Consider the following 14,414-nt stretch of genomic DNA (forward strand, 5'->3'; position numbering starts at 1 on the left):
TAGGTCAATAAAGTGGAGTCGGCGATGGCAGGAAAAGAGTCATTCACCAACACAAGGCTACCTATCATCGGTGGCATTACCGCTGCCACCGTCGCCAGCCTGTGTTGTGTTGGGCCTTTTGTGCTCCTGTCACTGGGTATCAGCGGGGCCTGGATCGGTAACCTGACTGTATTGAAGCCCTACCGTCCCGTATTCATCATGCTTGTTATGTTGTTGCTCGGTTGGGCTGGCTGGCAGGTTTATCGACCGGTCGATACCTGTGAACCGGGAACCGTCTGCGCTGTGCCGCAAACTCGGAAACGGCGGCAAATGGTTTTCTGGATCGCTGCAATCGTGGCGCTGGTGCTCGTCACCAGCACCTACTGGATTCCTCTGTTCGCATGAACACTCTGGAGCTAACCATGCAGAAAATCATTCTCGGTCTCGTATTCACCATCGCCAGCTTCTCGGCCTGGGCCAAGCCACAAACCATCACGCTGGATCTGCCAACCATGAACTGTGCCATGTGCCCGATCACGGTCAAAAAGGCACTCACCAAGGTCCAAGGCGTGACAAAAGCCGAGGTCAGTTATGAGCATAAGCAAGCCGTAGTAACCTTTGAGGATTCCCTGACCAACGCTGACAGATTGGTCGAAGCGACCACCCATGCCGGTTATCCATCGACCATCGTGAAAACGGAAACACCATGATGCCAGAGGTGATTTTGCAGTCAGTGCTGACTTGTCCCGAATGCGGCCATAAAAAAACAGAATCCATGCCCACCGACGCGTGTCAGTGGTTCTACGAGTGTGAGCAGTGCCATGTTTTATTGAAGCCGAAGCTCGGTGACTGCTGTGTCTACTGTTCCTATGGCTCGGTACCATGCCCGCCGATACAGTTGTCACAGGGCAATAAAGACACAGGAACCTGTTGCGGCGGTTAAGTGGACCTCGCAAATCTGCATGTCACTCACCCGGTTAAGTCGATGATTTTCCAGTATCAATCCACCTTCAATGATCTCTGTAAGATTAAGGAGCGAGCCTTGGTAAGGCCTCTCTATCAAAACGGTTTCCAACCGACTGTAATTTTTACTTCTCTTGACTCTATAGCGGCTATAGAGTTTACAATTGCGATCAATAATCATTAGCGATTCATGAATAAGAGAACACCGAGATGTTTGATTGCAGATTGCAACGCCTGAAACGAGCCACCCTTCATGCCATCATATTTCTGATGCTGCCACTTTCTCTATCTGCCGGGGCGAATGAAGCTGAGATCCCAGACAACGTTACTCAACTCCGGCAACTGGCACAGCTCGCTGAATACATAGGCGTTGATTATGCCGAAGCGGTGAAAAACGGTCAGGTAATTAATGACAATGAATATCAGGAGATGGTGGAGTTTTCACAACTGATTGTTAGCAAGAGCTCGCTGGCCGCCACTGCTGATGCAGAGTCACTCGCAGTGCAAGCAATGGCATTGCAGAGGGCCATCCATGATAAGAAAGGTGTTGATGAGATCCGTCAAATGAGTGCCAGCCTACGCGGCACATTGTTGGGATTGATGCCACATTTATCCCTGCCGGAACGGATATTACCTCAAGAAAAAATCCGGCCGGTATTTGAGACTAACTGCGGATCTTGCCATGGAGTATCTGGTCAAGGTGACGGAGTGCTGGCAGCACAACTCGATCCCGCACCCACGGACTTTACCGATAAAGAGCGGGCATTAAATCGATCAATTTTGGGTTTATACGACGCCATTACCAATGGCATTGACGACACCGCCATGCCATCTTTTCAACAACTAACGGAGCAAGAGCGTTGGTCAATGGCATTCTATGTCGGTGGACTCGCTTTTCAATCCAGCGAACCTACTCACAATGATTTGAATATTACCAAACTGCAGCTGATTAATCACAACCCACTGCAACTGGCAGCAGCACGCCCTGATATACCCCTACAAGCTTTGGAGAGTTTACGCGCTAACCCCTCGGCATTATTCAAGGCATCCCAAGATCCCTTGGCAATCACATGGAATCGACTTCAAGCCGCCCAAAAAGCGCATCAGAAGGGAGATTTTTCAACCGCAAGTGAACTCGCCGTCAGTGCCTATCTGGACGGTTTTGAACTGATTGAAAATAGCCTCGATGCGCATGACAAAGCACTGCGCCAATCCATCGAGTCCAACATGATGGCACTACGACAATTGACCAGCCGCCCCGACGTAAACGGAGAATTGGATTCGCTAATGGCGGAGACGCGGCATTTGTTGGATGACGCACAACGTTTGCTATCAGAGTCCACCTTGTCCAAAGAAACCTTATTCACTGCTAGTCTGGTCATATTGTTGCGCGAAGGCCTGGAGGCATTGCTGGTTATCATTGCATTAACGACGGTTTTAATAAGAACCGGGCGTCGGGATGCGCTTAAATATGTCCACATAGGCTGGATTGCGGCATTACTTGCCGGTGGTGCCACCTGGATCGCCGCTCAATCGTTGATCACGATCAGTGGTGCCAATCGTGAAATCATGGAGGGAATTGCCGCTTTATTGGCCGCGTTGGTACTGCTCTACGTTGGGATCTGGATGCATAGCAAAACCCAGGCTGCACAATGGCAAGCCTACATTCAGCAACATGTCGATACCCAACTTAAGTCTGGCACCTTGTGGGGTCTGGTGGCGTTGGCATTTGTGGCTGTTTACCGGGAGGTGTTTGAAACCGTATTATTTTATCAATCACTCTTAACGCAGGCGGTATCAACCCAATATTCTTCTGTTGGTGGTGGCTTTGTGCTCGGTTTGTTGCTGTTAGCCATATTGGCATGGGCGTTGATCCGCTTTTCCGTCAAACTGCCGATCGCCAAATTCTTTTCAGCCACCACCTACTTGCTGCTAGCGCTGGCATTTGTCCTGATGGGCAAAGCTGTGTCGGCATTACAGGAGGCGGCCATCATCGGTATGACGTCATTACCTGTGAGTTTTGAGATTGACTGGATTGGTGTCAAATCCACCTGGCAAGGCGTGCTTGCGCAACTTTCAGTACTTCTGGTTTACCTGGTATTTTTAGTACTGTCCAAATCAAAACACGTAAAATCACAGCCGACACCATAGGCGTCCGATTTCATGTGCGTAAGTGTTACCGCTTCTGATGCTGATTAGTGGTTAACGTTTGCAAGATGCCGCACTGTTCGATCGTCCTTTCACTGGAGCAGCTGCGGCGAAGTGATTTCAAATGCTCGCGCAGCTGAACCAGCTCCTGAATGCGTGTTTCCACTTGTTGAATGTGCGTATCCATCATGCGATTGACTTGATCACATTGCGCACCCGGTGAGCGTTTTAACGTGAGTAACTGACGGATCTCGGACAAACTGAGATCCAGGTTACGGCAGAGCTTGATAAATAGCAGCTGTTCGACAGCAGCTTCATCGTAAAGTCGAAAATTGCCGTCACTACGCTGGGTCGTGCACAGCAACTGTTCTTTTTCATAGTAACGGATAGTTTGCACCGAGCAATCCGTCTTTTTTGCCAGCTCGCCAATCTTCATTTATTTAATCTCTGTGCTTGACTCTATAGTGACTATAGAGTTTAAACTGCCCGCCTTGGATACAACAAGGGCTATTTATGACAACCACATGCGGTGGCAATTGCCAAAGTGACGCGACGCAGAATACTTCCCAGACTGCCGAGGTACATGATGCTTCTCATGGCGGCTTTGTGAGTGAGTACCATGTCCCCAAGATGGACTGTCCTTCAGAGGAAGGCATGATCCGTATGGCATTGGACAGTGTGGAACCTAAAGTTACATTGGAATTCGATACCCCCAAACGCAAGGTGCATGTCTACCATGATGATAACGCTGACCTTATTGAAAAAAGAATGCAATCAGTCGGTCTGGGCGCGAGGCTTGAAAGCACAACGCCCGTCGCCAGCGAGTCCATCGTCCGTGCACAGGCGTCCGCAAAGCAGGAGGCAGAAAGAGAAGCTGGCATTCTCAAGTGGCTACTGGCAATCAATGGCATCATGTTTGCCATTGAAATCACCGTTGGCTGGTGGGCACAATCCACTGGTTTGATTGCGGACTCCTTAGATATGTTCGCTGATGCCGCCGTCTACGGCGTGGCGCTGTATGCCGTAGGGCACAGTGTGCGGATGAAGTTGCGTGCAGCCCATTTTTCCGGTTGGCTTCAGATCATTCTCGCCTTAGGCGCTTTGGGCGAGGTGGTAAGGCGATTGGTATTGGGTAGTGAACCGCTTTCCACTTTGATGATGAGCTTCGGGCTTGTTGCCTTGGTGGCCAATGTGACCTGTCTGCTGTTGATTGCCAAAAGCCGGGATAGCGGCGCCCATATGAAAGCCAGCTGGATTTTCTCCGCCAATGACGTGATTGCCAATCTAGGGGTGATCCTTGCCGGTGGATTGGTGGCCTGGACGGGCTCACGTTATCCAGACTTGGTGATTGGCCTTATCATCGGCTTGATTGTGTTGAATGGCGCGCGCCGCATCTTGCAACTTAAGTCCTGAGACACCGGGCACAATATGAACAACAAGCAATCGTCTTATGATACACCGCCAATAAAGATCCTCGACCTGGCTCGCTTTGACAGGCGGATAACAGGTAAACGAAAGGCGCTGGGACAATCGGTGATTGACTCCGCAATCAAAGGCGGTATGCTTTGCAGCCTATTCCATTTCATTGGGGTTATGTTCGGTTTATGAGTCGAAAAGCACTGTCTTATCTGCTGTTAGTCTTGATTGCACTGCAATCAGTGACAGCTATGGCTGACGTGCATCCCATTAATTATTCGGATACAGCTCCTTATTCCTCCGATGGCTCATCATCGGCAATGCTGGATAGCTCGACCGTTATTGATCCGGCAGATCAAAATACCGCGCCTGACGATCTGTTTCATTGCCATCACCATGGCTGCCATTGTCATGTCTATTTATCCGGTAACCTGACTCACTCAAACTTTTTGCATAAACATTCGTTGCATAACAACTATCAAGCCCTCATTCCCGAGGCCCCATCCTCGTCGCTGTACCGCCCTCCAATCGCCTGATTTTACCGATTAAGTTTTTTCTGTGTTGCCGTTATCGCTGCAACGCGCGGTTTGAATTATCTTAAATAAGTAGGATCTACCATATGCTATCAATACGTACTGCGCCGGGTTCTGGCGCTACGGGTCGGCGGAATATCAAAAGCCGCTGCATTCTGTTCAGTTTATTATTTTTTATTTCTTCGTCGGGGCTTAACGCCGCACCTGGGGACTCAACGATCACGCTGACCAATGCAGTGCAGCGCGCCTTGTCACAAAACCCGTCTTTAAAAGTTTTTCCCTACCGCTACGCAGCCCTTCAAGGGCAGGCCGAAACAGCCGGGTTAAGACCGGCGTATGAGCTGGGATTTGACGCTGAAAATGTCGGGGGCACTGGGGACTTCAGCGGCGCAGGTGGTGCTGAGCTGACCATTGCGCTGTCTTCGGTCATCGAAATGGGCGGTAAGCGCATGGCTCGGCGAGGTGTTGTTTCCCACAGCCGGTCGGTTCTCGATGCCAACCGTCAGGTGGAGTCCATGGACTTATTGGGCGAAGTCACCCGTCGCTATGTCGATGTGCTGGCGGCACAGGAGCAGGTGAACCTAGCTGGCGAGGCCGCCCAATTGGCGAGCGAGAGCTTACGCATTGTGAAAAAGCGGGCTACGGCGGGAGCGACACCCGAGGCGGAAGTCAAACGGGCACAGGCCGCTGCCGAGCAAGCGAAGCTCGCTTTGCTTTCGGAGCAGCAACGGCTTGCTTATTTGAAAGTGTCGTTGTCTGCCCTGTGGGGGGTAACCTCACCGGACTTTGACAAAGTGGAAGGCTCTCTTTTCCAATTCGGTGAGGACGTGGCATTTGAAACTTTGTACGCCAAAGTGAAAAAGAATCCGGCGATAGAAATATTCGCGACACAGTCCCGTCTCAAGGATGCGGAAATACGCCTTGCCGAAACCCAGTCCAGCGCCGATATCAGCTGGTCGGTGGGGGTTCGTCGCTTGCAGGAGACCGATGACACCGCGTTGGTAGCGGGTTTCAGCATGCCGTTGTTTTCCGGCAAGCGAAATGTCGGCGCCGTTTCGACCGCGTTGGCCGAAAAGAATCAGGTGTTGGCAGAGCGCGATGTAATGCTGCTGGATCTTCACACGCAACTGTTCCGGGCTTTTCACAACCGCAAACAAGCCATTGTCGCGGTAGAGGCACTGCGCACCGCCATCATTCCCGCCCTTGAGCAGGCCCTGGTAGAAACTCAGGCGGCCTATCAACGCGGTCGCTACGGGTATCTCGACTATGTCAGCGCGCGGCAGGAATTATTGAGCGCCAGGCGCACCCAGATCGAAGCGGCCGCAGCCGCCTTAACCTATGGTGCAGAAATTGAGCAGCTAACAGCAGAGCCCTTGGCCTTGACACAGTATGGCGAAGACAACACATTTTCAGGAACCCCACAATGAAATCAAATACCCAGTTAAAAAAATCATTTATCCGTCTAATTACGTGTTGCTTTGCGATCACCCTGTTGTCTGGACAAACTTTCGCCGAGACGGGTCACGGAGAAGAGGAAGAGCACGGTGAAGAAGGCCACGTCGAGCTGACCCAGGAGCAGATAAAACATGCCGGCATTACGCTGGCAACCGTTACCTCGGGCACCATCCGCGATGTTTTGCCAGTATATGGCGTCGTCGCCACCAACGCAGAGCGTGTACAGTCGGTAACGGCACGCTTCGACGGCGTTATTCGGGAAGTTAAAAAAAGTGTTGGTGATCCGGTTCGCAAAGGCGAACCCCTGGTGACTGTGGAAGCGAATGAAAGTCTGAAAACCTATTCGATAGTATCCGCACTCAATGGTGCCGTTACCCAGCGGAATGCAAACGCTGGCGAGCACACTACGGATATCCCGTTGTTGGTAGTACAGGATTTCTCAACGGTTTGGGTGGAGCTGTCGGTTTTTCCCAAGGATGTTGCTCAGGTTGAATTAGGCCAGCGGGTTCGCATTCTCAGTCTCGATTCGACCCATATCGCAGAGGGAAAAATCATCTATATTGCGCCGCTTGGCCAAACTGGTAATCAGGCCATTATGGCGCGCGCTTTGATCGACAACCCGAATGGCATTTGGAAACCCGGTCTCTTTGTCAACGCGCAAATCACCCGCGCCGAAATAGCCGCTCCAATGGTGATCCGCAACGAAGCCTTGCAAATCGTCGAGGATAACCCTGTCGTTTTTGTTCGGGGTGAGGAAGGTTTTGAAGCACGTACAGTGACTTTGGGGCGAACCGACGGTGAGCTAACCGAAGTGGTGGCAGGTCTGTCCGCAGATGAAGTGTATGTCAGCAAAAACAGTTTTATTTTGAAAGCGGAATTGGGTAAAGGGGAGGTTGGCGATGATGATTAATAGCTCCCTGAAAGACATTCTGGATTCCATCGGCCGGAGCAGCATTCTATCGCCGCTCAACGAAGGAGTGTGTGATGATCGATAAACTCATTCAATTTTCCATCGCACGCCGTTGGCTGGTGATGTTTCTGGTGCTGGTAACTGGTGCCCTGGGTGTCTGGAACTATCAGCACCTACCCATCGACGCGGTACCCGATATCACCAATGTCCAGGTGCAAATCAATACCGAAGCTCCCGGCTACTCACCGCTGGAAGTGGAGCAACGCATTACGTACTTGGTGGAACTGGCGATCACAGGGCTGCCCCACGTGGAGAGTACACGTTCGGTATCACGCTATGCTCTGTCCCAAGTGACCGTGGTGTTTGAAAAAGGCACGGACATTTACTTTGCCCGCAATCTTATCAACGAGCGCTTGCAGCAGGCAAAAAGCGAGATGCCTTCAGGAATCGGTCCGGTGATGGGGCCCGTTGCCACAGGACTCGGTGAAATCTTTCACTATGCAGTGCATGCGAAACCGGGCGCCTTGCAAGAAAATGGTGAGCCCTATGATGCGACGGCCTTACGTACCTTGCAGGATTGGGTGATCCGTCCGCAGTTACGCCTGGTTCCCGGCGTCACCGAAGTCAATACCATTGGCGGCTTCGAGAAGCAGTTCCACATCACGCCGGAACCTTCAAGACTGCTGGCCTACCAGCTCAGCTTTGATGATTTAGTAGCGGCACTGGAGAAAAACAACGCTAATATCGGTGCTGGCTATATTGAAAAAAATGGTGAGCAATATTTAATCCGCGCCCCCGGACAGGTGGCTGACATCCCTGCGATCGAAAAAATCATCGTCGCTCGTCGAGCCGGGTTACCCATTACCGTGGCTGATGTGGCCGAGGTCGGATTCGGCAAAGAGTTGCGCACAGGTGCCGCTACTCGCGATGGTGAGGAGACTGTATTGGGTACCGCCGTCATGCTGCTGGGAGGTAATAGTCGGACGGTTTCCCAGGATGTGTCGGCCAAGTTGTTGGAGATCAATAAGACGCTGCCCGAGGGCGTGATTGCCGAACCGGTTTATAACCGTACGGTACTGGTCGATAAAACCATTGCCACGGTGCAGGCCAACCTGGCCGAAGGTGCGGTATTGGTTGTCGTCGTGCTCCTGATCATGCTCGGCAACGTCCGGGCGGCCTTACTCACCGCAATGGTGATTCCATTGTCGATGTTGATGTTGATGACGGGCATGGTGCAAACCAAGGTCAGCGCCAATCTGATGAGTTTGGGCGCACTCGATTTTGGCTTGATTGTGGATGGTGCGGTGATCATTGTCGAAAACTGTATCATGCGCTTGGCTGGGCGACAGCATCATCTTGGGCGCACCTTAAAACTGGATGAGCGTTTTCAAACGGTGTTTGCGGCCACCCGCGAGGTTTTTGAGCCGAGTTTGATCAGCGTGTTAGTGGTGATTCTGGTGAACTTACCCATCCTGGCTTTGACGGGCGTGGAAGGCAAAATGTTTACGCCCATGGCTATGGCGGTGATCATGGCCTTGCTGTCTGCGTTGGTGCTGTCACTCACCTTCGTCCCTGCCGCCGTGGCGCTGTTTATGACGGGGCATATCGAGGAGAAGGACAATTTTATTGTTCGCCACTCCAAACGGTTTTACGCCCCGGTTTTGGCGTGGGCGCTAAAGTTTCGCGTTCTCGTATTGTCTGCGGCCCTGATCTTTGTGGTTTTGGTCGGCGCACTGGCCACGCGGATGGGGACGGAATTTATCCCTAATCTGGATGAGGGCGATATTGCCGTCCAGGCACTGCGAATACCCGGCACCAGTCTCACTCAATCCCTGGATATGCAGTTTCAACTGGAAAAAGCGGTTCTGGAAATCCCTGAAGTCAAAACCTACTTCGCGCGCGTCGGCACGGCCGAAGTTGCCAGTGACCCCATGGGGCCCAACATTTCCGATGGCTATGTCATGCTCAGGGATCGCAGTGAATGGCCCGATCCTGATAAAACCAAAGCGCAGCTGTTGGAAGAAATTGGTGAGAAACTGACGTTGTTGCCGGGAAATGCCTATGAGATCAGCCAGCCGATCCAACTGCGCTTCAATGAATTGATTTCTGGTGTGCGATCAGACCTCGGGATCAAGGTGTTCGGCGATGATTTGGACCAGCTGCTTAAATCGGGCAGCGAAATCGCGGCGGTATTGACTGGCATCGAGGGCGCCGAAGGGGTTAAGGTCGAGCAGGTGTCTGGGTTACCTATTCTGTCCATTAATGCGGATCGTTCAGCCCTGTATCGTTATGGTTTGAATGTCGCCGATGTACAGGACGTGGTCGCCGCCGCCACGGGTGGTGAGGAAGCCGGCCTGATCTTTGAGGGCGACCAGCGGTTTTCGATAGTGGTGCGAGTGGCCGAGGGCATAAGGGGCGACTTGCGCGCGTTGGAACGTTTGCCGATACCGCTGCCAGAGGGCGGCTACGTACCGCTGCGGGAAGTGGCCAGTCTCACGCTGGCCCCTGGACCTAATCAGATCTCTCGCGAAAACGGCAAGCGGCGACTGGTTGTCAGCGCGAACGTTCGCGGTCGTGATTTGGGTGGTTTTGTGGCTGAAGTTCAGGGCAAAGTTGCGCAGCAGGTGAAATTGCCGCCCGGCTATTGGCTGGAGTATGGAGGCACCTTTGAGCAACTGCAATCGGCCTCGCAGCGGTTAAGCCTGCTTGTCCCCGTCACTTTGGTGATGATTTTTGCACTGTTGATGATGACCTTTGGTTCGGCAAAAGATGCGGCATTGGTCTTCAGTGGCGTACCGCTGGCGCTGACCGGTGGCGTTATCGCCTTGTGGTTAAGAGATATTCCCCTCTCGATCACAGCCGGCGTTGGGTTTATTACCTTATGCGGGGTTTCTGTACTGACGGGGGTCATGATGGTGTCGGCCTTTCGAGATGAGCTCAATCGGGGTGAATCCGTCGAGCAGGCGATTCAGGGCGGCGCCATGTTGAGATTGCGGCCGATTTTGATGGTCGCTCTGGTGGCTGCATTAGGCTTCTTGCCGATGGCACTCAACACCAGCACTGGAGCAGAAGTCCAAAGACCACTGGCCACGGTAGTCATCGGCGGCATTATCTCATCCACGTTACTCACTCTATTGGTACTTCCCGGCCTTTATCGACTGGCTTGGCGAAAGCCAAAAGAGATTGATGACAACGGCGATCCGATCGCTCAGTGACACCCTCAGGATCGCGGCAAGTATCCTCTTGCCGCGATCCATCTAACAGTAATAGCGAATTTTTTTGGAGTATTTACATGAAACAAATTACCGCCTTTATCCACCACGTTCGATCCGCCGATGTCATCGACGCACTGCGTGACGCAGGTTACAAAAACCTATCGCTACTCGACATCAAGGGTACTTTGAAGCCCCTCGGAGAGCGGGAATTGGCCTATTCTGCCGAAGCTGGCGTGGTTATCTCAGAAGTACAATTATCTCTGGTCTGTGATGACAATCAGGTGGATGAGGTGACGGCTATCATACGCAAAACCGGGAAAATCGGACCCAACATATCCGGTTGGGTATACGTCACCCCTGTCGAGCAAGCGCTACCGATTGGAGGAAAAGAAAATTAACTTCATGGCGAACTCTAACCCGACAAACACCTTTTGTGGTTGGCTGTGTCTTTCCGGTTTGATATTACTGATGGACCAGGCGAGTAAGTATGCCGTTGAGCGTACGATAGAGTACGGTGAGCGCGTGGAGATTAACTCAATTCTTAATATCGTACACATGATGAATCCTGGGGCTGCATTCAGCTTGCTAGCTGATGCTGGTGGCTGGCAACGCTATTTCTTTATTGCATTAGCCTCTGGCGTATCGGTTTGGTTGGTTTGGACAATGCGGCGGCGTCCAACCCGGCTTGAAGCGGCGAGCTATTCGATGCTGCTTGGTGGTGCATTGGGCAACCTGGTTGATCGTGTATGGCGTGGATCGGTAGTGGACTTTCTTGATTTTCACTGGAGCTATTCTCATTGGCCAGCATTCAATCTGGCTGATACAGCGATATTCATAGGGGTATGTATTTTTATTGTGAGTACCATAGGTAGTAGGAATCATCAAGTTCATGATGAAGGCGATAACAGCGACCATGAAAACAACAAAGGAATGAGGTAAGTGGAGAACACGCTCCCGCTGTGGCATGTGGAGCGTGTTCTCGGATTTATCAATTACTAAATAACCTCATGTCTTGTCCCGTCGAAAAGGCTGCATCAACTGTTGCCAATAGTCAGCTGGATAATTCGGCGTTGAAGCGATACCAAGATCTTTAGTACCGATCGTTCGTTCAGAGTCAAAATAAGCCGTTCCCAACAAGCGATCCGTCAAGGTGGTAAAAAGCCCGAAGTTCACATCGCCTTCTTCTGCCGTATTTAAGTGGTGGAAACGATGCACCGCGTTGATTGCGAGAACCCTCCTCAGCGGTCCAGTAAAATACGCCACGTTCGAGTGCTGCAATAGTAACTGAAGCACTACTGCAACCACCAACAACATCAGGACATTTTGTGGCACTCCTACAAAGAGCAATGGTGTCGTTCCTGCGACGGTTTCTATCAATTGATGCAATGGATGTTTCATAAGACCATTAAAACCGTATAGCCGTTTTACGCTGTGATGAACGGCATGAAGGCGCCACAGTGAAGAGAGGCGATGACTGGCAAAATGCGCCAGGGTGATGCCAACATCAGAAATGAGGATCGCCAAAAGTAACTGGAAAGCCAGCGGCCACCCGGAAGGCCATATCGGTGCCAAGACCAGCAAGCCACCAAATAACGGGAGTACAGCAACGCCAATAACATTAAGTGACTCGTTCATAAAGGCGTGAAGCAGATCGCGTCGCTGATCTTGTTGCGGTTCATTAAACGCACGATCATAGGGTGTCAGTTTTTCGGTGGCGAAGGAAATTCCTATAAATACCAAGATCAAAAATACCAGCCAACCTTGGTTGTAACCCTCGGCAACAAGATAGATAGCGACGCCATTTCCGACGAGCAAAAACAACGGCAAATACAGGAGCCTAACCAACCACGTTATGCTACGAATCATTTTAACACTCCTCGCTGATTGAGAGTGTTCAGCATCTCATGTTTACACGTAGCCACATTGAACGAAAGTGCTGTTTATTCTGACAAAAGCCGTTGAATAACTGCCGGGGAAACACCAAAAGCCTCGGTAACAGACCGGCAGAAATGGGCCTGATCGGAAAATCCCGATGCAATTGCCGCATCAGTGAGTGACATTTGGCGTGATAACTCAAACCCCGTTAATAGTTTTAACCACTTTTTATAGCTGCGTAAAGGTAAGCCGGTGCTTTCGGAAAACCAGTGGGAAAAACGACTTGGGGAAAGACGAACTTTCTTTGCCAACTCGGCTCTAGAGATTGATCGCCCATCCATGGCTTCGGCATGTAATGCTTTTAAAATGTGGCTCAATCTGCTCTTTGGATCAGATGTTTGATCGTGCCGGTAGTGACGCTCGAAAGCCTCCAGTTCGAATGAAAGGTTTTCCGTGGCAGTAAAGCGAGATAAACACGCCGTATTGAATTCCTCACGGAGTGTCCCAATGGGTTGCATCAACGGATTTTTTATGTGAGGCAGCAAGGCTTTGCAAATATCATGGGTTGGATCGATATAAATACACAGTACCTCGGCCATTATCAATTGATGAGTAACTCTAGCCGGTATCCATAACCCCTTTTCTTTGTGCCGTGTTTCGCTGGAAATGACTTCAACGTTTGCATCTAAACCGATCGCGATTTGATGCGCCCAATGTTTATGGGGCTTATTGTCTCCTGACTCGCCGAGGAACGCACCGATACCTGGTGTTATCGCTACTGAGCCGCGCCATGGGTTCACTAAAGTATTTGTTGTGATCATTACCCTATCTCTACAAAGGCAGCTTTTCATTGTAGTTGACTGTCTATAAGCGCTTGCAACTTTTCTAGGAGGATAAATGAGGCATTATTGGTGAATTGCTGTCCTTCTTCGATGTACTCCCATACGGTAGCGTCGCTCTTCCAGCCGCCTTGTTTCTTAATAAACTCAAAGTCGATTTTTTCCCTCGCTGCCGATGTAGAGAGGCCACGCCGAAAGCTATGGCTGCTCAAGTCCGGCACGAAATCGAACTGACAGGCGTTGCCCAGAGTCTTGAGTAATTGATTAATGCCACCGGGATTCAGTGCTTTGGGTTGAACCTTATCCCAACGGTTAACGGGACGAAAAACCGGACCTTCATTGATATCAGCCAATTCTATCCAGTTCTTCATGGCCATAGCAGGACAGCAGCCTGGTGCACCGAAAGGTAATGCTCGCACTAAGCCCATGGCTTGTTGATCGGTCTTGGAACGAGACAGCCGGATGAGAAGTCCTTCTGGTTCCCACACCAGATCACCGATTTGAATGGCCACCAATTCGCTACGACGAAAGGCGCCAAAAAAGCCGGTCAACACCAGCGCGATATCCCGCTGTTTCTTTTTGGTGTCAGGCAGTTGCCGCAAGTGATTCACCATCTGGGCAATGTGCTCCAAACGTAATGCCTTGGCTTTGCGTTTGGGTTGGCCTTGAGTACGACGAACGCCTTCCATGGTTTTGCGGACCAACGGATCGCTTACCGGATCGATGAGCCCTTGGTAATGGTGCCATTGGCTAATGGCGGTCAGGTGCAGATCCAGGGTCCGGGGGTTGAGCGATTCGGCTCTGGCCAGCAGGTAACGCACGACAGTATCCCGATCCGAGGGCAGGCGACCACCCCATTTTTCAAATTGGCGAATGGCCGAGCGGTAGGCTTTGCGCGTGTTGTCGGACGTCGCTGCCTGGAGGTAGTGCCGCAATGATTCGGCTTCCTGACGTTCAATCAGGGTCGATTCCTCATTACGTAATGGCAAGTTGCTAGCCGGTTTTGGCGGTTTGTTGTTCATGAATAGGATTTCCTTCGATGTCGCTCAAAAGGCGGCTATGTACCGGCGTTACAAGTCGA

General features: G+C 51.3%; 15 protein-coding genes. 11 read left to right on the plus strand and 4 right to left on the minus strand.

What is annotated here, in order from left to right:
- Nucleotides 1-24 precede the first annotated feature (24 nt).
- From H8B19_RS13825 to H8B19_RS13835, 4 genes are all read left to right on the plus strand, one after another.
- Nucleotides 25-384 (plus strand): mercuric transporter MerT family protein, encoded by a 360-nt coding sequence (locus tag H8B19_RS13825; protein ID WP_050660088.1) that lies wholly within the window; start codon nt 25-27, stop codon nt 382-384.
- A gap of 17 nt (nt 385-401) precedes the next feature.
- Nucleotides 402-689, plus strand: a complete 288-nt coding sequence (gene merP, locus H8B19_RS13830; RefSeq protein WP_050660120.1) for a mercury resistance system periplasmic binding protein MerP — start codon at nt 402-404, stop codon at nt 687-689.
- A complete protein-coding gene (locus tag H8B19_RS19055) occupies nt 689-922 on the plus strand; it encodes a GDCCVxC domain-containing (seleno)protein (protein ID WP_015485720.1) in 234 nt (77 codons plus the stop codon). Before merP ends, H8B19_RS19055 begins: the two co-directional genes overlap by 1 nt.
- Nucleotides 923-1,152: 230 nt before the next feature.
- Nucleotides 1,153-3,093 (plus strand): FTR1 family protein, encoded by a 1,941-nt coding sequence (locus H8B19_RS13835; protein WP_186507485.1) that lies wholly within the window; start codon nt 1,153-1,155, stop codon nt 3,091-3,093.
- Between the two features lie 25 nt (nt 3,094-3,118).
- Here the strand turns inward: H8B19_RS13835 and cadR are convergent, their stop codons facing one another.
- A complete protein-coding gene (cadR, locus tag H8B19_RS13840) occupies nt 3,119-3,526 on the minus strand; it encodes a Cd(II)/Pb(II)-responsive transcriptional regulator (RefSeq protein ID WP_186507486.1) in 408 nt (135 codons plus the stop codon).
- Nucleotides 3,527-3,603: 77 nt separating this feature from the next.
- Between cadR and H8B19_RS13845 the strand changes: the two genes are divergently transcribed.
- From H8B19_RS13845 to lspA, 7 genes are all read left to right on the plus strand, one after another.
- The gene (locus H8B19_RS13845; RefSeq protein ID WP_186507487.1) at nt 3,604-4,503 is read left to right on the plus strand and encodes a cation efflux transmembrane domain-containing protein; all 900 of its coding nucleotides are present in this window, start codon (nt 3,604-3,606) and stop codon (nt 4,501-4,503) included.
- Nucleotides 4,504-4,694: 191 nt separating this feature from the next.
- The gene (locus tag H8B19_RS13850) at nt 4,695-5,042 is read left to right on the plus strand and encodes a hypothetical protein (protein ID WP_083445960.1); all 348 of its coding nucleotides are present in this window, start codon (nt 4,695-4,697) and stop codon (nt 5,040-5,042) included.
- An 83-nt stretch (nt 5,043-5,125) separates the two neighbouring features.
- On the plus strand, nt 5,126-6,466 hold the full coding sequence (locus H8B19_RS13855; RefSeq protein WP_186507488.1) for a TolC family protein: 1,341 nt from the start codon (nt 5,126-5,128) through the stop codon (nt 6,464-6,466).
- Nucleotides 6,463-7,404, plus strand: coding sequence for an efflux RND transporter periplasmic adaptor subunit (locus H8B19_RS13860; RefSeq protein ID WP_140907666.1), 942 nt, complete (start codon nt 6,463-6,465; stop codon nt 7,402-7,404). The genes H8B19_RS13855 and H8B19_RS13860 overlap by 4 nt, the downstream gene beginning before the upstream one ends.
- Nucleotides 7,405-7,478: 74 nt before the next feature.
- A complete protein-coding gene (locus tag H8B19_RS13865; RefSeq protein WP_186507489.1) occupies nt 7,479-10,619 on the plus strand; it encodes an efflux RND transporter permease subunit in 3,141 nt (1,046 codons plus the stop codon).
- A gap of 77 nt (nt 10,620-10,696) precedes the next feature.
- Nucleotides 10,697-11,017 carry a P-II family nitrogen regulator gene (locus H8B19_RS13870; protein ID WP_105934546.1) on the plus strand — a complete coding sequence of 107 codons (321 nt, stop codon included), beginning with the start codon at nt 10,697-10,699 and terminating at the stop codon, nt 11,015-11,017.
- A gap of 4 nt (nt 11,018-11,021) precedes the next feature.
- On the plus strand, nt 11,022-11,558 hold the full coding sequence (lspA, locus tag H8B19_RS13875) for a signal peptidase II (protein ID WP_140907663.1): 537 nt from the start codon (nt 11,022-11,024) through the stop codon (nt 11,556-11,558).
- 66 nt (nt 11,559-11,624) lie between these two features.
- Here the strand turns inward: lspA and H8B19_RS13880 are convergent, their stop codons facing one another.
- From H8B19_RS13880 to H8B19_RS13890, 3 genes are all read right to left on the minus strand, one after another.
- Nucleotides 11,625-12,485: a sterol desaturase family protein gene (locus H8B19_RS13880; RefSeq protein ID WP_186507490.1), complete on the minus strand. Its 861-nt coding sequence runs from the start codon at nt 12,483-12,485 to the stop codon at nt 11,625-11,627.
- 74 nt (nt 12,486-12,559) lie between these two features.
- Nucleotides 12,560-13,315 (minus strand): helix-turn-helix transcriptional regulator, encoded by a 756-nt coding sequence (locus H8B19_RS13885; protein ID WP_186507491.1) that lies wholly within the window; start codon nt 13,313-13,315, stop codon nt 12,560-12,562.
- A gap of 26 nt (nt 13,316-13,341) precedes the next feature.
- The gene (locus H8B19_RS13890; RefSeq protein WP_037431571.1) at nt 13,342-14,355 is read right to left on the minus strand and encodes a tyrosine-type recombinase/integrase; all 1,014 of its coding nucleotides are present in this window, start codon (nt 14,353-14,355) and stop codon (nt 13,342-13,344) included.
- Nucleotides 14,356-14,414 lie beyond the last annotated feature (59 nt).

Origin of the sequence: Neptunicella marina (genome assembly GCF_014270035.1) — a bacterium.
Classification (GTDB): domain Bacteria; phylum Pseudomonadota; class Gammaproteobacteria; order Enterobacterales; family Alteromonadaceae; genus Neptunicella; species Neptunicella marina.

Bases quoted from the DNA above. Each gene is read 5' to 3' on its own strand.
- H8B19_RS13825 (WP_050660088.1), top strand. From the start codon at position 25: ATGGCAGGAAAAGAGTCATTCACCAACACAAGGCTACCTATCATCGGT.
- merP (WP_050660120.1), top strand. From the start codon at position 402: ATGCAGAAAATCATTCTCGGTCTCGTATTCACCATCGCCAGCTTCTCG.
- H8B19_RS19055 (WP_015485720.1), top strand. From the start codon at position 689: ATGCCAGAGGTGATTTTGCAGTCAGTGCTGACTTGTCCCGAATGCGGC.
- H8B19_RS13835 (WP_186507485.1), top strand. From the start codon at position 1,153: ATGTTTGATTGCAGATTGCAACGCCTGAAACGAGCCACCCTTCATGCC.
- cadR (WP_186507486.1), bottom strand. From the start codon at position 3,526: ATGAAGATTGGCGAGCTGGCAAAAAAGACGGATTGCTCGGTGCAAACT.
- H8B19_RS13845 (WP_186507487.1), top strand. From the start codon at position 3,604: ATGACAACCACATGCGGTGGCAATTGCCAAAGTGACGCGACGCAGAAT.
- H8B19_RS13850 (WP_083445960.1), top strand. From the start codon at position 4,695: ATGAGTCGAAAAGCACTGTCTTATCTGCTGTTAGTCTTGATTGCACTG.
- H8B19_RS13855 (WP_186507488.1), top strand. From the start codon at position 5,126: ATGCTATCAATACGTACTGCGCCGGGTTCTGGCGCTACGGGTCGGCGG.
- H8B19_RS13860 (WP_140907666.1), top strand. From the start codon at position 6,463: ATGAAATCAAATACCCAGTTAAAAAAATCATTTATCCGTCTAATTACG.
- H8B19_RS13865 (WP_186507489.1), top strand. From the start codon at position 7,479: ATGATCGATAAACTCATTCAATTTTCCATCGCACGCCGTTGGCTGGTG.
- H8B19_RS13870 (WP_105934546.1), top strand. From the start codon at position 10,697: ATGAAACAAATTACCGCCTTTATCCACCACGTTCGATCCGCCGATGTC.
- lspA (WP_140907663.1), top strand. From the start codon at position 11,022: ATGGCGAACTCTAACCCGACAAACACCTTTTGTGGTTGGCTGTGTCTT.
- H8B19_RS13880 (WP_186507490.1), bottom strand. From the start codon at position 12,485: ATGATTCGTAGCATAACGTGGTTGGTTAGGCTCCTGTATTTGCCGTTG.
- H8B19_RS13885 (WP_186507491.1), bottom strand. From the start codon at position 13,315: ATGATCACAACAAATACTTTAGTGAACCCATGGCGCGGCTCAGTAGCG.
- H8B19_RS13890 (WP_037431571.1), bottom strand. From the start codon at position 14,355: ATGAACAACAAACCGCCAAAACCGGCTAGCAACTTGCCATTACGTAAT.